General features: G+C 60.2%; 19 protein-coding genes. 12 read left to right on the top strand and 7 right to left on the bottom strand.

The features are described from left to right. Positions 1-9 precede the first annotated feature (9 nt). Positions 10-999, top strand: coding sequence for a Gfo/Idh/MocA family oxidoreductase (locus ACP7B1_RS00695; RefSeq protein WP_346306577.1), 990 nt, complete (start codon positions 10-12; stop codon positions 997-999). Position 1,000: 1 nt separating this feature from the next. On the opposite strand, the gene ACP7B1_RS00690 is transcribed toward ACP7B1_RS00695, so the two are convergent. Continuing rightward, positions 1,001-2,161 (bottom strand): zinc metalloprotease HtpX, encoded by a 1,161-nt coding sequence (locus tag ACP7B1_RS00690; RefSeq protein ID WP_346306578.1) that lies wholly within the window; start codon positions 2,159-2,161, stop codon positions 1,001-1,003. Between the two features lie 226 nt (positions 2,162-2,387). Between ACP7B1_RS00690 and dnaK the strand changes: the two genes are divergently transcribed. The 8 genes from dnaK to ACP7B1_RS00650 all read left to right on the top strand — a co-directional run bounded on the left by dnaK (position 2,388) and on the right by ACP7B1_RS00650 (position 10,951). Further along, the gene (dnaK, locus tag ACP7B1_RS00685) at positions 2,388-4,304 is read left to right on the top strand and encodes a molecular chaperone DnaK (RefSeq protein WP_403179652.1); all 1,917 of its coding nucleotides are present in this window, start codon (positions 2,388-2,390) and stop codon (positions 4,302-4,304) included. A gap of 667 nt (positions 4,305-4,971) precedes the next feature. After that, positions 4,972-6,102: a molecular chaperone DnaJ gene (gene dnaJ, locus ACP7B1_RS00680; RefSeq protein ID WP_223613999.1), complete on the top strand. Its 1,131-nt coding sequence runs from the start codon at positions 4,972-4,974 to the stop codon at positions 6,100-6,102. A gap of 84 nt (positions 6,103-6,186) precedes the next feature. After that, a complete protein-coding gene (gene pmtA, locus ACP7B1_RS00675) occupies positions 6,187-6,780 on the top strand; it encodes a phospholipid N-methyltransferase PmtA (RefSeq protein ID WP_288191858.1) in 594 nt (197 codons plus the stop codon). A gap of 36 nt (positions 6,781-6,816) precedes the next feature. Continuing rightward, a complete protein-coding gene (locus tag ACP7B1_RS00670; RefSeq protein WP_346307880.1) occupies positions 6,817-7,398 on the top strand; it encodes an NAD(P)H-dependent oxidoreductase in 582 nt (193 codons plus the stop codon). A gap of 97 nt (positions 7,399-7,495) precedes the next feature. Next, positions 7,496-8,191: an orotidine-5'-phosphate decarboxylase gene (pyrF, locus tag ACP7B1_RS00665; protein WP_346307883.1), complete on the top strand. Its 696-nt coding sequence runs from the start codon at positions 7,496-7,498 to the stop codon at positions 8,189-8,191. A 55-nt stretch (positions 8,192-8,246) separates the two neighbouring features. Continuing rightward, entirely contained in the window at positions 8,247-8,534 is a 288-nt protein-coding gene (locus tag ACP7B1_RS00660; protein WP_223614001.1) for a DUF1330 domain-containing protein, read from the top strand. Between the two features lie 193 nt (positions 8,535-8,727). After that, complete coding sequence (locus ACP7B1_RS00655; RefSeq protein WP_346307879.1) at positions 8,728-10,005, top strand: polyhydroxyalkanoate depolymerase; 1,278 nt, start codon at positions 8,728-8,730, stop codon at positions 10,003-10,005. A 322-nt stretch (positions 10,006-10,327) separates the two neighbouring features. Continuing rightward, complete coding sequence (locus ACP7B1_RS00650) at positions 10,328-10,951, top strand: transglutaminase-like cysteine peptidase (protein ID WP_346307878.1); 624 nt, start codon at positions 10,328-10,330, stop codon at positions 10,949-10,951. A 65-nt stretch (positions 10,952-11,016) separates the two neighbouring features. Here the strand turns inward: ACP7B1_RS00650 and ACP7B1_RS00645 are convergent, their stop codons facing one another. Then, entirely contained in the window at positions 11,017-12,549 is a 1,533-nt protein-coding gene (locus tag ACP7B1_RS00645; RefSeq protein WP_346307877.1) for a YifB family Mg chelatase-like AAA ATPase, read from the bottom strand. A 150-nt stretch (positions 12,550-12,699) separates the two neighbouring features. Then, positions 12,700-13,581, bottom strand: a complete 882-nt coding sequence (locus tag ACP7B1_RS00640) for an MBL fold metallo-hydrolase (RefSeq protein ID WP_346307882.1) — start codon at positions 13,579-13,581, stop codon at positions 12,700-12,702. Positions 13,582-13,727: 146 nt separating this feature from the next. On the opposite strand from ACP7B1_RS00640, the gene ACP7B1_RS00635 reads away from it, so the two are divergent. Then, a complete protein-coding gene (locus tag ACP7B1_RS00635) occupies positions 13,728-14,627 on the top strand; it encodes a LysR substrate-binding domain-containing protein (RefSeq protein ID WP_346307876.1) in 900 nt (299 codons plus the stop codon). Here the strand turns inward: ACP7B1_RS00635 and gshB are convergent. The 4 genes from gshB to ACP7B1_RS00615 all read right to left on the bottom strand — a co-directional run bounded on the left by gshB (position 14,624) and on the right by ACP7B1_RS00615 (position 18,512). Continuing rightward, positions 14,624-15,565, bottom strand: a complete 942-nt coding sequence (gene gshB / locus ACP7B1_RS00630) for a glutathione synthase (protein ID WP_346307875.1) — start codon at positions 15,563-15,565, stop codon at positions 14,624-14,626. The two genes, ACP7B1_RS00635 and gshB, sit on opposite strands and share 4 nt — an antisense overlap. Before the next feature lie 155 nt (positions 15,566-15,720). Next, positions 15,721-16,038 (bottom strand): septal ring lytic transglycosylase RlpA family protein, encoded by a 318-nt coding sequence (locus tag ACP7B1_RS00625; RefSeq protein ID WP_199537995.1) that lies wholly within the window; start codon positions 16,036-16,038, stop codon positions 15,721-15,723. Positions 16,039-16,511: 473 nt separating this feature from the next. Further along, positions 16,512-17,702, bottom strand: coding sequence for a mannonate dehydratase (uxuA, locus tag ACP7B1_RS00620; RefSeq protein WP_346307874.1), 1,191 nt, complete (start codon positions 17,700-17,702; stop codon positions 16,512-16,514). 33 nt (positions 17,703-17,735) lie between these two features. After that, positions 17,736-18,512, bottom strand: a complete 777-nt coding sequence (locus ACP7B1_RS00615) for a GntR family transcriptional regulator (RefSeq protein ID WP_346307873.1) — start codon at positions 18,510-18,512, stop codon at positions 17,736-17,738. A gap of 302 nt (positions 18,513-18,814) precedes the next feature. Here ACP7B1_RS00615 and uxaC point away from each other — a divergent pair, with 302 nt between their 5' ends. Continuing rightward, complete coding sequence (gene uxaC / locus ACP7B1_RS00610) at positions 18,815-20,215, top strand: glucuronate isomerase (RefSeq protein WP_346307872.1); 1,401 nt, start codon at positions 18,815-18,817, stop codon at positions 20,213-20,215. 23 nt (positions 20,216-20,238) lie between these two features. Further along, a complete protein-coding gene (locus tag ACP7B1_RS00605) occupies positions 20,239-21,747 on the top strand; it encodes a mannitol dehydrogenase family protein (protein WP_346307871.1) in 1,509 nt (502 codons plus the stop codon). The last annotated feature ends 38 nt before the right edge of the window (positions 21,748-21,785 follow it).

Here is a 21,785-nt window from a genome sequence, read left to right as displayed (position 1 = left end):
GAGGTCATCATGTTCCGTTGGGGTGTTCTGTCGACAGCGAAAATCGGGGTTACGGCGGTCATCCCCGCCATATGCGATGCGGAGAACTCCGTCCTGTCGGGTATCGCCAGCCGCGACCTCTTGAAAGCGCGGGCCGTCGCCGGGCGATTCGGTGCGCCGCATGCGTTCGGCTCCTATGAGGCCATGCTGGCATCAGCCGATATTGACGGCGTCTACATACCGCTTCCCACCTCGCAGCATGTGGAGTGGTCGTTGAAAGCCGCCGAAGCGGGCAAGCACGTGCTGTGCGAAAAGCCGATTTCGCTGCATGCCAGCGAAATCGCAGCCTTGCAGCGTGCCCGCGATACCCACGGCGTTCTGATCGCCGAGGCATTCATGGTGACCTATCATCCGCAATGGCTGAAAGTGCGTGAACTGATCGCTGAAGGCGCCATTGGACGCCTACGTCACGTGCAGGGTGCCTTCAGCTATTTCAACAGGGATGCGGGCAATATGCGCAACCAGCTGTCGCTCGGCGGCGGCGCACTGCCGGATATCGGTGTCTATCCAACGGTTGTCACCCGTTTCGTCACCGGCAAGGAGCCGGTCAGGGTTTCGGCCAATGTCGAGCGCGATGCGGATTTCGGCACCGACTGCTATGCCAGCGCGCGCGCCGATTTCGATGGTTTCGAGCTGTCCTTCTATGTTGCCACACAGCTGGCCGCGCGCCAGTCCATGGTCTTCCACGGCGATGAAGGGTTTATCGAGGTGCATGGACCGTTCAACACCGGCAAATATGACCATGCCCGCGTCACGCTGCATGACAAGACCCACACGGGTGCCACCGAATGGAGTTTCGGTGACGTGAACCATTATCGCCTGCAGATCGAGGCCTTTGCCCGCGCGGCGAAGGGTGAAGACGCGACCGTGTTTTCGTTGGAAAGCTCGGTGCTCAACCAGAAACTCATCGATGCGATCTATCGCGCCGGGGAAACCGGTAATTGGGAAGCAGTTTCCTAGTTCACCAATACACGCCGCCGCGCGCCACGTGCACGTGCGGGTCGCCATCCGGGGTGTTGAGGCTTCTCGGGCAGGCTTCGCACTCGGCTTCCGGGCCGGATACCACCGGCCTGCCGGACTGGGTATTCAGCAGCGACAGGATTTCCAGATTGCTGGAATTCCAGCGCCCGTGCTGGCGGCTGATCTGCGGAACCGGTGAAGGGCGGGTGCGGATCCGGTCCTGCGGCTTGACCATGAGCGTCGCGAGGATGTCATCCGGCAGTGCTTCGCCGCGCGCAACCACGCCCGATGCATCCTTCAGGGCCTTCAGTCGCGCCACGCGGGTCTCCGTCAGCGGATGCGTGCGCAGGATCGACGGATCGGGGATGCGTCCGCCCGGCAGAATGAGGTTTTCCCACAGCCTGCCCTGGGCCCTTTCCAGTTTCGTCAGGGCCTGGGCCAGCCCGTCCGGGTCGCCCGTCAGCAGGGATGCACCCAGATCGGCATCGAACTCCCGGGTGCGCGACAACGCCATCTGCAGCAGGCCGCCGATGGTCGGTGCAACCAAAAGCACGAGGACACCCAGCCACGGCACCTGCGCATGCGCGCCACTGGCCAGGAATGTGATGTTGAAGAGCAGGGATACCATGCCGATCGTCGACATCAGCGAGGTGAAGCGCGACACCGTGTCGGCCAGTGCCATGACCTTCAGGTCCTCATTGCGGATATGGCTGATTTCATGCGCCAGCACGCCGGTGAGTTCGCGCGCCGTCAGCACCCGAATCAGCTGGTCCGTCACCGCGACGACGGAATTGTCTTTCCGGCCGACCGCAAAGGCATTCATCATGCGCGAGGGGATGACGTGGAGTTCGGGCGGGCGCGGCAGGCCGGCCCGGCGGGATAATTCCTCGACAATGGCAAGCCCCTGCGGGAACTCTGCCTGCGTTACAGCCCTTGCTTTATACATTTTGAGTACCATCTGAGGACTGATGCGCCGTATGGCGACAAGGCTTATTGCGCCGAAAACAAAGGCGTAGATAATGCCGACGGGCCCCGCCAGCGTAAAAGCGCAGACGACGAGCAATGTCAGGCTTCCGGCAAGAAGCAGCCATGTATGCAGCGTATTGATCAGCTGGCTGCGCCGGTGTTCGGGAAGGTTGAAGTGGAGTGCATCATCGGTCATAGGCGATATATGGCGCTAAAAAGCCGGTTTGCCGAGTCTTTTAAGGCAATTAGGCGTGTAAATGCCGCAGCTTCTGACTTGCATGGTAATTTCAGCCTTCTTATATAGCCCACAACACGCAAGTTCGGCTCGCTGTGGTCGTCTTGTATTGTTTAACCCCCCTAGGGGCTGCTGAATGGAATGCTCGGCAGAGGTCCCGGCAGCCTGCTGAATGGAGAGAAGTATAATGGCTAAAGTTATCGGTATCGATTTGGGTACGACCAATTCCTGCGTCTCCGTCATGGACGGAAAGAACGCGAAGGTCATTGAAAATGCGGAAGGTGCGCGCACGACGCCTTCGATCATCGCTTTCACGGATAGCGATGAGCGCCTTGCTGGCCAGCCGGCCAAGCGCCAGGCTGTCACCAATCCGGAAGGAACTGTCTTTGCGGTCAAGCGTCTGATCGGACGCCGTTTTGACGATCCGACCGTTGAAAAGGACAAGAAGCTTGTGCCCTACCACATTGTCAAAGGCGACAATGGCGACGCATGGGTGGAAGTTCACAACCAGAAATATTCGCCTTCGCAGATTTCCGCGATGATTCTGCAGAAGATGAAGGAAACGGCGGAAGCCTATCTCGGTGAAAAGGTCGAGAAGGCCGTCATCACCGTTCCTGCCTACTTCAACGATGCCCAGCGTCAGGCCACCAAGGATGCCGGCAAGATCGCCGGTCTGGAAGTCCTGCGCATCATCAACGAGCCGACCGCAGCTGCCCTGGCCTATGGCCTCGACAAGAAGGAAGGCAAGACCATTGCCGTCTACGATCTGGGCGGCGGCACGTTCGACGTTTCCGTTCTGGAAATCGGCGACGGCGTTTTCGAAGTAAAGTCGACCAATGGCGATACGTTCCTTGGCGGTGAAGACTTCGACATGCGTCTGGTCGAGTATTTTGCGGCCGAGTTCAAGAAGGAACAGGGCATCGACCTGAAGAACGACAAGCTTGCCCTGCAGCGCCTCAAGGAAGCTGCGGAAAAGGCCAAGATCGAACTGTCGTCGGCCCAGCAGACTGAAATCAACCTGCCGTTCATCACGGCCGATGCCTCCGGTCCGAAGCACCTGACCATGAAGCTGTCGCGCGCCAAGTTCGAGAGCCTGGTTGACGATCTGGTCCAGCGCACCGTTGAGCCCTGCAAGGCAGCGCTCAAGGATGCGGGCCTGAAGGCCGGTGAAATCGACGAAGTGGTTCTGGTCGGCGGCATGACCCGCATGCCGAAGATCCAGGAAGTCGTGAAGGCCTTTTTCGGCAAGGAACCCCACAAGGGCGTGAACCCTGATGAAGTTGTCGCCATGGGCGCAGCCATTCAGGCAGGCGTTCTGCAGGGCGACGTCAAGGACGTTCTCCTGCTCGACGTGACGCCTTTGTCTCTCGGCATCGAAACGCTCGGCGGCGTGTTCACCCGTCTGATCGACCGCAACACGACGATCCCGACGAAGAAGTCGCAGACCTTCTCCACGGCCGAGGACAACCAGTCCGCCGTGACGATCCGCGTCTTCCAGGGTGAGCGCGAAATGGCTGCCGACAACAAGGCACTTGGCCAGTTCGACCTCGTGGGCATTCCGCCCGCACCGCGCGGCGTTCCGCAGATCGAAGTCGGTTTCGACATCGATGCCAACGGTATCGTCAACGTTTCGGCCAAGGACAAGGGCACGGGCAAGGAACACCAGATCCGCATCCAGGCATCCGGTGGTCTTTCCGATGCCGACATCGAAAAGATGGTCAAGGACGCCGAAGCCAATGCCGAGGCCGACAAGAAGCGCCGCGAGGCAGTCGAGTCGAAGAACCAGGCGGAAGCCCTGATCCATTCGACGGAAAAGTCGCTGAAGGATTACGGCGACAAGGTTTCGGCCGAGGACAAGCAGGCAATCGAAACGGCTCTGGCCGAATTGAAGACTGCGGCCGAAGGCGATGACGCCGAAGCCATCAAGGCCAAGACGCAGACCCTCGCCGAAGTTTCGATGAAGCTCGGGCAGGCTATGTATGAAGCAGCCCAGGCTGCTGAAGGTGAAGGCGACAAGACCGAAGCCACGGCCAAGGGTCATGAAGATGTCGTCGACGCCGATTTCGAAGAAATCGACGAAAACGGCAAGAAGAAATCTGCCTAATCCGCAGCACACACTATGATGAAAAGCCCGGCAGGAATGCCGGGCTTTTTGTTTGTGCTAGCGCGCAATGTCTTGCCGTCATCAGAAAAAAATCACGCTAACTTATCCACGTTCTCCCAACCTCGCTTATCCTTCTCGTGTCCTTTCCGGCGGGAATGCTTCCGGAAACCTTCGAAAGTCGGGAAAGGATCGGCGCTTCGGCTTCACGGGGAGGAAAACCTGTCGGGTCGAGGAGGTTTCGCCTCTCTGCCAGCGTTTCACGGGGCCCGAAAGGTCCGGTGAGGCGGCAGGACAGGGTGAAAACACAAATCGCCGGGGCGGGTGGTCCTTGGATCGCAAGCATCGCATACGGACTACCCCAAGACCCGCGTTCCAAGGACCGCCCGTCATTCTCTTCTTTCAATGGTCAGACGCAAAAGCGGGCGTGGCAAGGGGAGAAACTGGGCACAGCAGCCTTTCAGCAGGCGGCGGATTAAAGCATTTTGGTTTTCACAGGTGTATAAAACCGTGGAAGGATTGCCACACAAACGCAATAATGCGCAAATATGCGCCAAGTGGAACGAATCAATCCAAGTAGACTATGGCATTCGGGGCGCTGAACACCTAAATACCGGTCTAAAACGAGCCTCTGCGTGAGGCTCTCTGATTTCATGGAACGAGTGTTTGGATGAAGGCTGACTATTACGAAACCCTCGGCGTAGCGAGAGGCGCTGATGAGAAAGAGCTGAAAAGCGCTTTCCGTAAACTGGCGATGCAATATCACCCCGACAAGAATCCGGGCGATGAGAACGCCGAGCACAAATTCAAGGAAATCGGCGAAGCCTATGAAACCTTGAAAGACCCCAACAAGCGCGCGGCCTATGACCGGTTCGGTCACGCGGCGTTTGAAAATGGCGGCATGGGTGGAGGAGGCGGCGGTTTTGGCGGCGCCGGTGGCTTTGCCGATATTTTCGAGGATATTTTTGGCGAGATGATGGGTGGCGGGCGCCAGCGCCGCTCCGGCGGACGCGAGCGCGGTGCCGATCTTCGCTACAACATGGAAATCACGCTGGAAGAGGCCTATGCGGGCAAGACGGCGCAGATTCGCGTGCCGACATCCATCACCTGCGATGAGTGTTCCGGCAGCGGCGCCAAGCCAGGCACGTCCCCCGTCACCTGCAACACCTGCGGCGGTTCCGGCCGTGTCCGGGCGGCGCAAGGGTTCTTTTCCATCGAGCGGACCTGCCCGACGTGCCATGGCCGCGGCCAGACCATCAAGGATCCCTGCACGAAGTGTTCCGGCCAGGGCCGAATCACCGAGGAGCGTTCCCTCTCGGTCAACATTCCCGCTGGTATCGAAGACGGCACCCGCATCCGGCTGACCGGGGAAGGCGAGGCGGGCGTGCGCGGCGGGCCATCCGGCGATCTCTATATTTTCCTGTCGCTGAAACCACATGAATTCTTCCAGCGCGACGGATCGGACCTTTACTGCAAGGTGCCGATTTCCATGACCACAGCGGCACTGGGCGGCCAGTTCGAGGTGGCCACGCTTGATGGCACGCAGACACGGGTCAAGATCCCCGAAGGCACGCAGAACGCCAAGCAATTCCGCCTCAAGGGCAAGGGCATGCCGGTTTTGCGACAGCCCGCCATGGGCGATCTCTATATCCAGATTGCCATCGAGACGCCGCAGAATCTCAACAAGCGCCAGCGCGAGTTGCTGGAAGAGTTCGAGCGCGTGTCGTCCCAGGACAACAGCCCGCAATCGTCAGGCTTTTTTGCCCGCATGAAGGAATTCTTCGAGGGACTCAGCGAGTAAATTTGTTACGGATTTAAGACAACTGGCCTTGCTTCCGCCACGAGTTGCGTCATAAATTTGTCTACCTGCGACGGGAGGATGGGAATGACACGACCACTGGGAAAAAAACTCGCTGAAAAATTCGGCGAGGAGATCCGGTTTTTCAAAGGCTGGATGCATGGACCGAAGGCCGTGGGCTCGATTCTGCCAACCAGCTCCATCACCGCGCGCCGGATGGCCAGCGTCGTCAATCCGCATTCCGGATTGCCGGTACTCGAACTTGGACCCGGCACTGGCGTGATCACGCGGGCGATTCTCAATCGCGGCGTTACGCCTGACAATCTGTTCTGCGTCGAATATTCCTCGGATTTCGCCGCGCATCTGCGCGCGGATTTCCCCGGCGTGAACATTATCGAGGGCGACGCGTTCAACCTCGACAAGACGCTCGGCGGCCACAAGGACCAGATGTTTGATTCGGTCGTTTCGGCGGTGCCGCTGCTGAATTTTCCGGTCGGCGACCGGGTGAAGATCATCGAGGACCTGCTGCGCCGCGTGCCGCATGGCCGCCCGATCGTCCAGATCACCTACGGTCCGATGTCGCCGGTTCCCGCCGGCCGCGGCAATTACAAGATCGAACACCTCGATTTCATCATCCGCAATGTCCCGCCCGCCCGCCTGTGGATTTACCGCCGCGCCTGATTTGCCTTTCATTGCCTGACCCACAGAGGGAACCCCATGCTGCCGAAGATCCTCGTTTTCGCAGGTTCGAACCGTACCGGTGCTTTCAGCGGCCAGGTCGCCGATGTCGCCACCCGGACATTGGCAGCGCTGGGCGCCGAGGTGACACGCATAGCCCTCATCGACTACCCGCTGCCGATCATGGATCAGGATCTGGAGGAGGAAAAAGGCATACCGGAGAATGCCATGAAGCTTGGGCGGCTGTTCGCCGCTCATGACGGCATTCTCATTGCGTCGCCCGAATACAATTCGTCGATCCCGCCGCTCTTGAAGAACACCATCGACTGGGTCAGCCGGATTTCGCGCGACGGCGAGAAGCCTTTGCGGCCCTATGCCGGCAAGATCGTCGCGCTTTGTTCATCCTCCGACGGCAATTTTGCCGGTGTCCGCGGGCTCTACCACCTGCGCTCCGTGCTGATGAATGTTGGAACGCTGATCATCAGCGAACAATGTTCCGTGGCCCATGCCCATGAGGCCTTCGCCAGCGATGGCTCGTTTCACGATGAACGGACCGCACGGTCCATGGAACGCGTCTGCCAATCGCTGATCGACCATGCACGGCTGGCAAAATCGCGCTGACAGGCAGTTTTTACCCGTCCTTTTGCCGTTGTGATCTTTCCTATCGGGCGCTGGTGTGCCATGGGATGGCGATCAACGGAAAAGGTGGTTTGTCATGATGGAAGCGGCTTTGCGCGATCGCCTCATCGTAGGCCTCGATGTGCCTGACCTGAAGGCGGCGGGCGATATCGTCGGTACGCTCGGGGATACGGTATCCTTCTACAAAATCGGCTATCAGCTGGCCTTTGCCGGCGGCCTTGGATTTGCCTCGGAACTTGTCCAATCCGGCAAAAAAGTCTTTCTGGACATGAAGCTCCTCGATATCGACAATACCGTCGCCAAGGGCGTCGAGAATATCGTCAAGATGGGCGTTTCCATGCTGACGCTGCATGCCTACCCCAAGGCCATGCAGGCGGCCGTGGCGGCTGCGCGCGGTTCGGACCTGTGCCTGCTCGGCGTCACGGTCCTCACTTCCATGGACCAGCAGGACATGATCGATGCCGGTTACGAGCACGATCCGCATAGGCTGGTGCTGATCCGTGCCGAACAGGCGCTGCATGCGGGAATGGGCGGCATCGTCTGCTCGGCAGCCGAAGCCTCCGCCGTGCGCAAGATTGTCGGGCCGAACCTTGCCGTCGTCACGCCGGGTATCCGACCGAAGGGGGCCGACGTGGGTGATCAGAAGCGGGTGATGACGCCTGCCGATGCGCTGCGCGCCGGCGCGAGCCATCTCGTGGTTGCCCGGCCGATCGTTGCTGCCGGCGATCCCAGGGCTGCGGCAGAAGCGATCCTTGCCGAAATGGCGGGCGTCTGATCAAATCCGCTGCGGTCCGGGTGAGTCACCGGACAATGCGTGATGTGGAGGATCTATGGCCAAGGGATATTGGATAGCGCGCATCGATGTTCGCGATGCGGAGGGCTACAAGGGTTACATAACGACGGCAAAGCCGGCCTTCGAACGGTTCGGCGCACATTTCCTGGCGCGGGGCGGCACGTTTCATGAACTGGAAGGCACGGCGCGCGGCCGCAATGTGGTGATCGAGTTTCCATCGGTGCAGCATGCCCTCGATTGCTACAACTCTGCGGAATACCAGGCGGCCAAGCTCATCCGGCAGCAATATGCCGACGGCGAAATGGTCATTGTCGAAGGCGCTTGATCTTTACCTGTGCAGTGCGCAATTCATGTTGCGCCTGCACAGGAAATTGTGAACATCTTTCTTTTCACTAATCCGTTTGTTGCATTGCAATATCGATCAAACCGGCTAGGGTCATTCTCCCATCAAGAACATTTTCATCTTTGATGATCATGTTTGTGAGATCGCCGTTGTGTTGATATGATCGGACAGTGGAATGTTTTACCAGCTTTATGAACTCAATCATGCCGCTCTCCAGCCCTACCGGGCCCTGGCGGATGCCACCAAGCTGTTCTACGACAATCCGCTCAATCCCTTTTCGCAGACGATCATCGGCCGGTCCATTACGGCGGGCTGCGAGCTGTTCGAACGAACCACGCGCACCTACGGCAAGCCGGTTTTCAATCTTCCAACGACCGTCGTGGACGGCGAGGAAGTGGAAATCCGCGAAAAGATCGTCTGGTCAAAGCCGTTCTGCAACGTGATCCACTTCAAGCGCGCGCTGTCGTCAAAGCGTGCTGCGGACCCGAAGATTCTGGTGGTTGCACCCATGTCCGGCCACTATGCCACGCTGCTGCGCGGCACCGTCGAGGCCCTGCTGCCCCATGCGGACGTCTACATCACCGACTGGGTCGATGCGCGCACCGTGCCGCTGACCGCCGGCCGTTTCGATCTGGATGATTACATCGATTATGTCATCGACATGTTCCACGCGCTGGGCGAAGACACCCATGTGGTGGCGGTCTGCCAGCCATCGGTCCCGGTTCTTGCCGCCGTGTCGGTCATGGAAGCCAATGGCGACCGGTTTGCGCCGTCCAGCATGACGCTGATGGGCGGACCGATCGATACACGCAAGAACCCGACCGCGGTCAATATCCTGGCCGAGGAGAAGGGCATCGACTGGTTCCGCGACAATGTCATCATGTCGGTGCCATGGCCGCATGCCGGCTTCATGCGCGACGTCTATCCCGGCTTCCTGCAGCTTTCCGGCTTCATGAGCATGAATCTTGATCGCCACATCACGGCGCACAAGGAATTCTTCATGCATCTGGTCAAGGAAGATGGCGATTCCGCCGACAAGCACCGCGAGTTCTACGACGAGTATCTGGCGGTAATGGATCTGACTGCGGAATTCTACCTGCAGACGGTCGATACGGTTTTTGTCCGCCACGCCCTGCCCAAGGGTGAGATGACCCACCGGGGCAAGCTGGTCGATCCCGCCTCGATCCGCACCGTTGCGCTGCTGACGGTCGAGGGCGAGAACGATGACATCTCTGGTGTCGGGCAGACCAAGGCCGCCCAAACGCTGTGTGTGAACATCCCTGACGCCATGCGCATGCATCATCTGCAGGCCAAGGTCGGCCATTACGGCGTGTTCAACGGATCGCGTTTCCGTGCTGAAATTGCACCACGTATTGTCCAATTCGTTAACGACCATGCGCAGGCCAACCGCAAGAGCAATGTCACCCCGATCGGTAAACGCGCACGCAGCTGAACACGCCGTTCAAATATCAGACAGCCATGCCGGAAGACTGAATCTTCCGGCAGTTTTGTTTCGAGATTCAATAAAACACAATGAATTCAGATCGCTACTGACATGGCCGCGTACCTTCCGCAGGCGGTCAGCAAGGGCGTCATCGTCCTGCGGTTGTGAGCCGCCGCCGCGTACAACCTTCAAATTTTCGTCAAAATCTAGGAAGTTCAAATTTTAACCATATATTAACAATGGCGGGATCGTGGCGCCATTGTGATTGACTCATATCCCTCCCGGCCATTAACGTTTTGTTAACGAAGGCTGGTTGGGTTCGGAGTAAAGCATGTTCGGAGCGGTAAAGATTTTGAGGTCGATGGGGGTCGCGGCGGCACTTTTCGCTGGCGCACTCATCGCAAATTCCGCCTCCGCAGCTGAAGCTTTCATGCAGACCGGCGGTCTGACATCCCAGCCGATCGGCCATTACGAATTCTGCAAGCGCCTGCCGGATGAGTGCTCGATCCGCAGCCGCAATGTTGCGCCGGCCAAGATGACGCGTGATTTCTGGGAGCTGATCGTCAACGTCAACAGCCACGTGAACCAGACGGTCAAGCCATTGACGGACATGGAAATTTACGGCGTTGAGGAATATTGGGGCTATCCCGACAAGGTCGGCAATGTCGGCGATTGCGAAGACTATGTCCTGGAAAAGCGCCGTGAACTGATGCAGGCGGGCGTTTCCCCGGCTGATCTGCTGATCACTGTTGTGCGCAAGCCCGATGGCGAAGGCCATGCGGTTCTGACGGTGCGCACCGACACTGGCGATTTCATCCTCGACAACCTTGCCGACAGCGTCAAGAACTGGTCGGAAACCGAATATACCTACCTGAAGCGCCAGGCCACCAACAACACCGGCCGCTGGGTCAGCATCGAAGCCCCAAGCAATATTCTGGTCGGGTCGGTTCACTAAACCACCACCAAAAGGCAATCAAGACATGCCGGACCACCAAGGTCTGGCATTTGCTTTTGTACATTTCACGCCGCCTCGTTGGCTGCGTCCTGTGCCATCCGGTAGGAAATAGCCTCAGCCACGTGAATGCGCCCAACGGCTTCGGCCCCGTCAAGGTCGGCCAATGTCCGCGCCACCTTGAGAATCCGGTGATAGCCGCGTGCGGAAAAGCGCATCTGTTCGGCAGCCTGCTGCAGCAGTGCCTGGCCGGGCTTGTCTGGTCGGGAAACCTCTTCGATCAACGCCGCGGGGCAATGGGCGTTCACTGTCACGGCGGGCGATCCCATTTGTTCGTAGCGGCGCCTCTGTAGGTCCCGGGCGCGGGCAACGCGCAGTGCGACCGATGCGCTGCTTTCGGAAACGGGGCGGCGGATGAGATCGGCGGCACTGACGGCGGGAACGTCGATGCGAAGGTCGATGCGGTCAAGCAGCGGACCCGAAATGCGGGCCTGGTAATCCTGGCGGCAGCGTGGCCCCCGGGCGCAGCGGTGTCCCGGTTCTCCGGCCATGCCGCAGCGGCAGGGGTTCATGGCGGCCACGAGCTGGATTTGCGCCGGATAGGAAATACGGTGATTGGCGCGGGCGATCATGCATTCTCCGCTTTCCAGCGGCTGGCGCAGGGAATCGAGCACCTGGGGCGCGAATTCGGGAAATTCATCCAGAAACAGCACGCCGCGATGGGCGAGGGAGACTTCACCGGGGCGGGCGCGCATGCCGCCGCCGACCATCGCCGCCATGGAGGCGGAATGGTGCGGTGCCCGGAACGGCCGCCGGTCGGTGAGTCTGCCGCCCGGCAATTCACCAGCGACCGAAGCAATCATCGACACCTCGAGCAATTCGTGCGGCAGCAGCGGCGGCAGGATGGACGGAAGCCGCTGCGCGAGCATGGACTTTCCCGCGCCGGGCGGTCCGATCATGAGGAGGTTATGGCCGCCCGCAGCGGCAATCTCCAGCGCGCGCCGGGCGCCTTCCTGTCCTCTGATATCGCTCAGATCGGGCAGATCGGCTGCATTGGTCTGCAGGCACGGTTCAGGGCGCGATAGCACCTGATGGCCGCGAAAATGATTGGCGAGACTGATCAGGCTGCGCGGCGCCAGAATATCGATCTGCGCGCCCGCCCAGGCAGCCTCGGGTCCGCAGGGGGCGGGGCAGATCAGGCCGCGCTCCTGCCGGTTGGCGGAGATCGCGGCAGGAAGAACCCCGGCCACATGGGTGATCGTGCCATCGAGCGACAGTTCGCCGAGAACGACGTAGGCGTCCAGCACATCGGCGGGAATGGCGCCGAGCCCCGCCATCAGGCCCATGGCGATCGGCAGGTCGTAATGGCTGCCTTCCTTGGGCAGGTCCGCCGGCGCGAGGTTGACGGTGACCTTCTTGGGCGGCAGGGACAGGCCGGAGGCATGCAGCGCCGCCTGCACGCGCTCGCGGCTTTCAGCCACGGCCTTGTCGGGCAGGCCCACAATATGGATTCCCATTTTGCCGGGGGCGATCATCACCTGCACATCGACAGGCTGGGCCTCAATGCCCTGAAATGCGACGGTGCGTACGCGGGTGACCATCAATCGTTCCCTAAAATACCGCATCTAAAAAATGAACAATGCCAATAACGGCACCTCATCACAATTTGCGTGGCATGACAAGAACGTTAGGAGAACAACCGGCCCGCACCGGGGATGGAATTCGGCGCGATGCGGTTCAGCCGGGGACCATCAGCCCCATTTCATCTCGCCCTTGGCGACCTTGGCGCCCAGTTCAAGCGATGAGACATCGAGCAGGTCGGGGTAATGCGCCTTCATGGCGGAGATCAGTTCGCCGCTGGTCTTGGCTTTCCCGGCTTCCGTGTTGAACGTCTCGAGATAGTTCCGGGTGAATTTTACCGCCGCAAGTCCCTGCGGGGCACCGGCAACCTGATGCGACGGCACGACGATCCGGGGATTGCGCGCCGCCATTTCATCAAGCACGGCAATCCACTTCTTCCGGTCTTCCACGGCCGGCTCGTCCGCAACCCAGACATGGACGCCTGACGAAACCAGCACACCGCCGAAAACCGCTTCAAGCCCGGGCACCCAGAGATAGCGGCGATCCTTCATATCCTTGATGGTGACGATCTCGATCCTGTTTCCCTCCAGGTCGAGCGAGGACAGGTCTGAGGCTTCCGGAATGACGACATCCGCCAGCACCTTCGGTCCATTGTCCTTGAGCTGCGGCCCCCAGACGTCGAGCTTGCCCTGCACGTTGCCCTTGATGGCGTCCACGGTGGCGTGCGCCGCAAGGACTTTTGCCTTGGGGAAGGCATCGACGATGGGACGCAGGCCAAAATAGTAATCGGGGTCGCTGCAGCTGATGTAAATCGTTGTCAGGGTCTTGCCGGTCGCCTTGATCGCATCGGCAACCGCGCGTCCATCGGAGAGTGTGAACCCGCCATCGAGCAGGATCGCTTCCTTCTCGCCGGTCAGGAGCACCGGGGTGCGGCGGAAACCGTTCTCATCCGCCTGGAAATAGGTCCATGTCAGCGCGGAAGCGGCCCTGGCCGCAATGGCGCCCAGCGGCTGCAGGGCCGCCACGGCACCGGCTGCCAGAAGGGATTTCATCGTATCGCGTCGTGTCAGAAGGGTTCGCACGTCTCGGTCCTCGCTCGGTTTCTCACTGTGGGGCGTATAGTGACATGGACGAGTTTCTTGAAAAATCCCGATCAAAATGACAAACTATATGATTATTTCGTATAATAAGGCGTGTCATGCCCGCGGTCAGTTTCAACAGGTTCATCTATTTCGTCACCGTGGTGGATATGGGATCGTTCACCGCCGCCGCCGACCGGCTGGGTGTCGCCAAGGCCGTCGTCAGCCATCAGGTGTCGAAACTGGAGGAGGAACTTGGCACGGCGCTCCTGATCCGCACGACACGGCGGCTGCGGACGACGGAGGCGGGGCGGCGTTTCTACGAACGTTGCATCGTCGTCCTGCGCGAGGCTGAAAACGCGATCGAGGAGGTGTCGTCCGAGACCGGAACACCTGTCGGGACCCTGATGCTGACAGCGCCGCTGGATTATGGCGCAAAGGTCGTGGCGCCGGCACTGGCGCTTTATCTTCAGTGCCATCCGCAGATGCAGGCCGATCTCACCTTCACCGATGTCAAATTCGATCTGGTCGACAATGAGCTTGATCTCTCGATCCGCGTCGGCTGGCTGGAGGATTCCAGCGCGCAGGCCCGGCGGATCGGCACGTTCGAGCAGCATCTCGTCTGTTCGCCCGCCTATGCCGGGCAGATCGGTCGCGTTGCGCATCCCTGCGCGCTCGAAGCGGCGAAATGGATCGCCAACGGGGCGCTGAAGGAACCGTTGCGCTGGCTGTTTGCCAAAGGCGATGAAAAGGTGGTTGTGACGGGCAAGTCCGTTGTCAGCGCTAACGGCACCGAGGCAAGCTATGTCTGCGTCCTCGCCGGTATCGGGCTCGCCGTCATGCCGGACTACCAGGTGGTGCAGGATATTGCGGCCGGCCGGCTCGTGCGCCTGCTGCCCGGCTGGTCATTGCCGGCGGGCGGCATTCACGCGGTCTATCCGCCGGCCAAATACAGGCCTGCGCGCGTGCGCGCCTTTGTCGATATCCTTGAGGCGATGGAACGGGAACGGCGCAGTTAGCGCCGCTTGGCCTCGACAGCGTCCCAGAACAGCGCGGCGATATCGGCACCGCCGAAGCGCTTGACTTCGCGTATGCCCGTGGGCGACGTCACGTTGATTTCGGTCATGTAGTCGCCGATGACATCGATGCCGACGAGAATGAAGCCGCGCTCGCGCAGGGAAGGGCCGATGCGCGTGCAGATCTCGCGCTCGCGTTCCGTCAGTTCGGTCTTCTCGGCCCGCCCGCCCACATGCATGTTGGAGCGTGCATCGCTTTCCGATGGCACGCGGTTGATCGCACCGACCGGCTCGCCGTCGATCAGGATGATGCGCTTGTCACCGGCCCGCACGTCCTTGAGATAGCGCTGTGCAATGATCGGCTCGCGGAACATCTGGCCGAACATTTCCAGCAGCGATGTCAGGTTGCGGTCGCCATCGGCAAGATGGAACACGCCGGCGCCGCCATTGCCGTAGAGCGGCTTGAGGATGATGTCGCCGAACTCCTTGCGGAAGGCCACGATCTCCTGCGGATCCTTGGTGATCAGCGTATCGGGCATGAGGTCGGGGAATTCGGTGACGAAGATTTTTTCCGGGCTGTTGCGTACCCAGGCCGGATCGTTGACGACAAGCGTTTTCGGATGGATGCGCTCGAGCAGATGCGTTGTTGTGATATAGTTCATGTCAAAGGGCGGGTCCTGCCGGAGCAGCACCACATCCATCTCGGACAGGTCGCGGGAAACCGGTTCACCCAGGGTGAAGTGGTCGCCTTCCACATCGCGGACCTGCAGTTCTTCCACCCGCGCGCGAACGATGCCGTCGCGCATGCTGAGCCGGTCCGGCGTATAGTGATAGAGCTTGTGGCCGCGGGCTTGCGCCTCGAGGCACAGGGCAAAGCTCGTATCACCTGCGATGCGGATCGAATTGATATGGTCCATCTGGACCGCGACTTTCAATGCCATGGAACGTCCCCCGACAGGATTAGGAGTGCTGACATGGCGATGTCACGTTCAATGGTCAAGGTCAATCCTGCACCGCGATCAAGATATTGTGGAGGGCAGGATAGCGCGAAGAGGCCGCATCCCTGCCTTCCGGCGGGGATGCGCGGGAAGGTCTATCAGAGCTTGGCCATGCAGATATTGGTATGGCCCGCGCCAACGAAACCCAGACGGTTTGCAGCGCCCTTGGAAAGATCGAGCACACGGCCCTTGATGAACGGGCCGCGGTCGTTGATGCGCACGACGATCGACTTGCCGTTGCGCTGGTTGGTAACCTTCACCTTGGAACCAAAAGGCAGGGTGCGGTGCGCGGCGGTGAGAGCGGATGGGTTCATGCGCTCGCCGGAAGCCGTCTTGGAATGAAGCGCGTACCAGGAGGCACCGCCACAGGCAGAACCGGCGTTCGCCGAAACGATACCAAACATCAGAAGAAGCATGGTTGCAGTAAGTACCTTACGGATACTTGCAATGGAGACCATATTGAAATTCGCACTTTAAAACGGCCCGCGGCAGGTACTGCCAGACTGAAGACGCACGCATAAGAATGATCATGGGCAAGTAGATCATCACGTGAGTGAGTGATCCATTCTATTTTGGGTAAATGTGTCCTCGAGGTGGCCCGAAAGGGAAATATCGGTGAGCAAATCCCGCAAGATCAGCCAAGTCATTCAAAAAATTTGTCTTATTATGACTCAAAACGTGATCAAGGATGCTTGCATCCGTGGAACTATTGCCGCCGTTCCCTTTGAAATATGGCGGTAATGTGATCAATACTGAACGAAAGCCTAAACGAAGACTCTGAAATCCCCAGTTTCGGGCCAAATGTGTTAAACGGAATTAACGATTGAAAATGAAAAACCCCGGCACGTGCATGCCGGGGTTTACCTCGATATCGGCGCTTGACCGGAATTCAGGCGAGGGCCCCGGCATCCAGCGCGTGGATGATACCGCGCAGTTCGGCCAGGCCGCGCAGGCGGCCGATGGCGGGATAACCCGGCGTGACCTCCTTCGTCAGGTCGTCCAGCATGCGGTGACCGTGATCGGAGCGGAAGATGATGCTGCCGGACCGGTCGCGTTTGTGGTCTTCGGCCAGCAATTCCTTCAGCACGGCGACCATGTCCACATCGCCTTCCAGATGCGCTGCCTCATGGAAGCTGCGGCCGTCGCCTTCCCGGGTGGTGGCGCGCAGGTGGGAGAAGTGGATGCGCGAGGCAAAGCGGCGGGCAATTGCTGGCAGATCATTGTCGGCCCGAACGCCAAGGCTTCCAGTGCAGAAGCACATACCGTTGGCCGGGGATGGAACGGCGTCGAACAGGGCGGCATAATCGGCCTCCGTCGAGGCAATGCGCGGCAGGCCGAAAAGCGGACGGGGCGGATCATCCGGATGCAGTGTCAGCTTGACGCCGAGATCGTCAGCGACGGGTGTGACGGCTTCGAGGAATTCGATCAGATGCTGGCGCAGTCTGCCGGCGTCGATGCCGGAATAGGCTTCGAGCTTGTCGCGGAAGGCGGGGATGGTCAGCGGCTCGGTTGTCGAGCCGGGCAGCGCGCTGGCGATATTGCGGGTGAGGTCAGCGATTTCCTGTCCGCTCATTTCGGCGTAGAGCGCCGCCGCGATAGCGCGGTCCTCCTGCGAATAGGCCGCTTCCGCATTCGTGCGCTGCAGGATGTGCAGGTCGAACACCGCAAAGGTGTTGTGGTCGAAGCGCATCGCGGTCGAACCGGTCGGCGTGACATAATCGAGGTCGGTACGGCACCAGTCGACAACGGGCATGAAATTGTAGCAGATGACACGGATATCATTGGCTGCGAGCGCTTCCATGCTGGCAATCCAGGCGGCGATTTCGTGCTTCGCCGCACCGCCGAGGCGTTTGACCGCATCGGGGATCGGAATGCTCTCGACCACCGACCAGGTCAGGGGAATACGCCCGGCGGGGGTGGTTTCGATGAGCGACTTGCGTTCATGTACCTGTTTTTCGGTCCAGGCCTGACCGATCGGTACCTCGTGCAGCGCCGATACGATATCGGTCGCCCCGGCTTGGCGCACATTGTCCAGCGTAACACCGGCTTTTGGCCCAAACCATCTCCATGCCTGACGCATTCAGTCCTCCGTCACTTCGTGTAATCGCCGGGTTCAGACGAATGAGCCCGGGTGGCTTTTTCTCAGTTCATCAATATCGGGAATGACGGCATTCAAATGCTGCTTCATTGCCGCGCAGGCGGCCGGTACGTCATGAATTTCGATGGCATTGCGGATGATCCTGTGCTCGGCAAGCACGTGCTCCATGCGGCCGAGGGCTGGCAGCGTCATGCGGCGGGCACGGTCGATCTGCACTTTCACCGGCTTCAGATAGTGCCAGATGCCGGGATGGCCGGCGATGCCGGCAATCGCCTCGTGAAAGGCCTCGTCGGCTTCGTGGAAGGCACTCATGTTCTGCCGGTCGGCAAAAAACTGCTGGCGCGCCAGAATCTCGTCCAGCCATTCCACATCCTTGGCGGTGGCAACCGCCGCAGCGCGCTCGACGGTCGCGCCTTCCAGCGCCTGCCGGATGACCACGGCCTCCGGGATCAGGGCAACCGGGATGCGGGCAACAAAGGTGCCCGACTGCGGAAAGACATCGACCAGCCCGTCTTCCACCAGCCGGATCAGCGCTTCGCGAACCGGGGTGCGGCTGACGCCAAAGCGTTCCGTCAAAACTTTTTCGTTGAGGGCGGTGCCGGGGGTCATCTGCATGGAAACGATGGCAGCATGCAGTTCGCGGTAGATCGCCGTGGCTGTCGTCATGCGTCCGGCTGGGGCGCCGCGTGTGCCGGATTTGGCGAAACGCGTCGCATTGTCTCGTGCTGAGGCGATGGGTTCAGCCGGTGTCGCCACGGCCAAACTTTTCTCTCCCCGGTTCTGTGCTGCCATTCCAGCGCTCCATTTCCTGTGTCGCGGATGAATCCACCGTCATGAATGGTAGAATTCCGCGCGAAATCATAGTGCCAAAGCCGCGAATGAAACGATTTCAGGGCACATCGATCCAGTTGACATACTAATATATTATTATTTACTCTTCGCCAAGATCGCAAAAGCCGAATGTTCACAAGACACCCAAGGCGGCTCGCGCGGTGCGAAAAGCGCCTCGACAGGGGCAATTTCACGGCTTCGGCTCCGGTACACGCAGCGTATGGTGTATCGGCCGGTGCGGAAGATGACAGCAAGGACCGACGATGCCTCTCCACCCAGATCGACTTTTCCCCATCGAAGCCGATGCCCGTTCCATCGCGCGGCGGCTTTTTTCGGACGTCGAGCGCCTGCCCATCATCTCGCCGCATGGCCACACGGACCCGCTGTGGTACGCCCATGACGAGGCCTTTCCCGATCCGGCCAGTCTCTTCGTCAAGCCCGACCATTATATTTTCCGCATGCTGTATTCTCAAGGTGTCAAGCTCGAGGATCTGGGCGTGCCGCGCCACGATGGCGGGCCTGTCGAAACCGACGGCCGCACGATCTGGCGCCTGTTTGCCAAACACTGGTACCTGTTTCGCGGCACGCCGTCGCGCCTGTGGTTCGAGCATGCCATGGAAACGGTTTTCGGCATCACGGAGCGGTTGAACGAAAGCAATGCCGACCTGCTCTATGACCGTATTGCCGACAAGCTCGGCGAGCCGACGATGCGCCCGCGCGCACTCTACAAGCAGTTCGGCATCGAGGTGATCTCGACCACCGATGCGGCGACGGATGACCTTGCGGCCCACGACATCATCCGAAAGTCGGGCTGGGACGGGCGTGTCGTCCCCGCCTACCGGCCCGATGCGGTGATCGATGCATCGCGCCCAGATTTCCGCACGAATGTGGAAAGGCTCATTGCCCTTGCCGGCACGTCGCTGAACTACAAGGGCTATCTTGAGGCGCACCGCAACCGGCGTGCCTATTTCAAGGCGCGGGGCGCCACCTCAAGCGATCACGGCCATCCCAGCGCGCGCACCGCCGATCTGCCCGTCGCTGACGCCGCGGCGCTGTTCGAGCGGGTCCTGCGGCCCGATGTTTCCAATGCGGATGCCGATCTGTTCCGCGCGCAGATGCTGACCGAAATGGCGCGCATGAGCATTGATGACGGGCTGGTCATGCAGCTGCATCCGGGCTCCTTCCGCAACCACAATGCCAGGGTTTTCGCCGGTTTCGGTCCTGACAAGGGGGCGGATATTCCGCGCTCCACCGGCTATGTGGAGGAGCTGAAACCACTGCTCGACGCGTTCGGCAACAATCCGCAATTGACCCTCATTCTCTTCACGCTGGATGAGACCAGCTACAGCCGCGAACTGGCGCCGCTTGCCGGGCACTATCCCGCCCTGCGGCTCGGACCTGCATGGTGGTTCCATGACAGTCCCGAAGGCATGCGCCGCTTCCGCGAACTGACCACCGAGACGGCCGGGTTCTACAACACCGTCGGGTTCAACGATGACACGCGGGCTTACCTTTCCATTCCCGCCCGGCACGACATGGCCCGCCGGGTGGATTGCGCTTATCTCGCGCGGCTTGTCGCCGATCACCGGCTGGACGAGGATGAGGCGCACACGATTGCCCACGACCTGAGCTACCGGCTGGCCAAACAAGCCTACCGTCTTTGAAACAGAACAGACGAGATCGCCCAATGGCTCACGCCGACCAGACCTATCTTTCACCCGCCAGCCTGCCGCAGCTTGCCGGCGGCGTTGCAAACCCGGCCTATGATCGCAGCACGGTTGAAACCGGTATTGTGCATCTGGGCATCGGTGCCTTTCACCGCGCCCATCAGGCCGTCTATACGGACAGTGTGCTTGCATCGGGGGATACCCGGTGGGGCATTCTGGGTGCATCGCTGCGCAGCGCCGATACGCGCGACGCACTGCAGCCCCAGGGCGGGCTCTATACGGTGGCCGTGCGCGATGGCGGCGGCAGCAGCTATCGTGTGATCGGCAGCATCGGGGATGTGCTGGTCGCGCCGGAAAATCCACAGGCCCTGCTGGACGCCATGAGCAGTCCGTCGGTGCGGATCGTCTCGCTGACGATCACGGAAAAGGGCTATTGCTATTCCCCCGCCTCCGCCTCGCTCGATGAAAATCATCCGGATATCGTCCATGACCTTGCCCATCCCGAGAGACCGCGCTCGGCCATCGGCTTTATCGTCGAGGCCCTGGCCCGGCGCCGCGCCAGCGGCACCGCACCTTTCACGCTCCTGTCCTGCGACAACCTTCCGGCCAACGGGCAGACGCTGAAGCGGGTGGTCACACGCTTCGCCGCATTGCGGGACGCGGAGCTCGGCGCCTTCATTGGGGATAGCGTGGCCTTTCCCTCGACGATGGTCGACCGGATCGTGCCCGCCACGACCGATGCGGACCGCGACACTGTCGCCCGGGATACCGGGCTTGCCGACCGCTGGCCGATCATGACGGAACCGTTCAGCCAATGGGTGGTGGAGGATCATTTTCCATCCGGGCGCCCGGCCTGGGAAAAGGCGGGTGTTACCTTCGTTACCGATGTCGACGCGTTCGAACTGATGAAACTGCGCCTGCTCAATGGCAGCCATTCGACGCTGGCCTATCTCGGTTATCTCGCCGGCCATGAAACCGTATCCGATGCCATGGCGGGAGAAGGTTTTGCCGCGCTGATCGAACAAATGATGGATGAGGAGATCACTCCGACGCTGCCGGGGCTGCCTGGCTTCGATCTTGACGCCTACAAGAAGCAACTGCGGGAGCGCTTCCGTAATCCGGCGCTGCGGCACCGCACATGGCAGATCGCCATGGACGGGTCGCAAAAGCTGCCGCAGCGGCTGCTCAACACCATTCGCGTACGGCTGCGGGAGAATGCCCCCTTTGACCGGCTGGCGCTGGGTGTTGCCGGCTGGATGCGCTATGCGACCGGAACCGATGAACGGGGCAATCCGATTGATGTGCGCGACCCGCTGGCCGGTGAATTCAGGGCCCTTACCACCGGCAAGACATCGGCACCGGCTCTTTTGCAGGCCTATCTCGGCATGGAGCAGATTTTCGGCAGTGATCTGCCCGAAAGCACGGCGTTTTGCCAAGCCGTCGGCAAGGCTTTGACGGTATTGATGGATGAGGGCGCAGCCCGGACGGTGGCCGGGTTTGGCGGCGGGGCGAAAGCGCTTGCTATCTGAAACTGATAGATTAATATATCAAGTAACAAAATGAGTGG

This window comes from Phyllobacterium sp. SL163, from assembly GCF_049896885.1.
Lineage (GTDB): Bacteria > Pseudomonadota > Alphaproteobacteria > Rhizobiales > Rhizobiaceae > Phyllobacterium > Phyllobacterium calauticae.
Note: the sequence above shows the minus strand (reverse complement) of the source record. Positions and strands in the feature narration are given on the sequence as shown.

Coding starts and splice junctions, on each gene's coding strand:
- dnaJ (WP_223613999.1), top strand. CDS start 4,972: ATGAAGGCTGACTATTACGAAACCCTCGGCGTAGCGAGAGGCGCTGAT.
- ACP7B1_RS00650 (WP_346307878.1), top strand. CDS start 10,328: ATGTTCGGAGCGGTAAAGATTTTGAGGTCGATGGGGGTCGCGGCGGCA.
- pyrF (WP_346307883.1), top strand. CDS start 7,496: ATGGAAGCGGCTTTGCGCGATCGCCTCATCGTAGGCCTCGATGTGCCT.
- ACP7B1_RS00640 (WP_346307882.1), bottom strand. CDS start 13,581: ATGAAATCCCTTCTGGCAGCCGGTGCCGTGGCGGCCCTGCAGCCGCTG.
- dnaK (WP_403179652.1), top strand. CDS start 2,388: ATGGCTAAAGTTATCGGTATCGATTTGGGTACGACCAATTCCTGCGTC.
- uxaC (WP_346307872.1), top strand. CDS start 18,815: ATGCCTCTCCACCCAGATCGACTTTTCCCCATCGAAGCCGATGCCCGT.
- ACP7B1_RS00625 (WP_199537995.1), bottom strand. CDS start 16,038: ATGCTTCTTCTGATGTTTGGTATCGTTTCGGCGAACGCCGGTTCTGCC.
- ACP7B1_RS00670 (WP_346307880.1), top strand. CDS start 6,817: ATGCTGCCGAAGATCCTCGTTTTCGCAGGTTCGAACCGTACCGGTGCT.
- pmtA (WP_288191858.1), top strand. CDS start 6,187: ATGACACGACCACTGGGAAAAAAACTCGCTGAAAAATTCGGCGAGGAG.
- ACP7B1_RS00645 (WP_346307877.1), bottom strand. CDS start 12,549: ATGGTCACCCGCGTACGCACCGTCGCATTTCAGGGCATTGAGGCCCAG.
- gshB (WP_346307875.1), bottom strand. CDS start 15,565: ATGGCATTGAAAGTCGCGGTCCAGATGGACCATATCAATTCGATCCGC.
- ACP7B1_RS00660 (WP_223614001.1), top strand. CDS start 8,247: ATGGCCAAGGGATATTGGATAGCGCGCATCGATGTTCGCGATGCGGAG.
- ACP7B1_RS00655 (WP_346307879.1), top strand. CDS start 8,728: ATGTTTTACCAGCTTTATGAACTCAATCATGCCGCTCTCCAGCCCTAC.
- ACP7B1_RS00690 (WP_346306578.1), bottom strand. CDS start 2,161: ATGACCGATGATGCACTCCACTTCAACCTTCCCGAACACCGGCGCAGC.
- ACP7B1_RS00695 (WP_346306577.1), top strand. CDS start 10: ATGTTCCGTTGGGGTGTTCTGTCGACAGCGAAAATCGGGGTTACGGCG.
- uxuA (WP_346307874.1), bottom strand. CDS start 17,702: ATGCGTCAGGCATGGAGATGGTTTGGGCCAAAAGCCGGTGTTACGCTG.
- ACP7B1_RS00615 (WP_346307873.1), bottom strand. CDS start 18,512: ATGGCAGCACAGAACCGGGGAGAGAAAAGTTTGGCCGTGGCGACACCG.
- ACP7B1_RS00605 (WP_346307871.1), top strand. CDS start 20,239: ATGGCTCACGCCGACCAGACCTATCTTTCACCCGCCAGCCTGCCGCAG.
- ACP7B1_RS00635 (WP_346307876.1), top strand. CDS start 13,728: ATGCCCGCGGTCAGTTTCAACAGGTTCATCTATTTCGTCACCGTGGTG.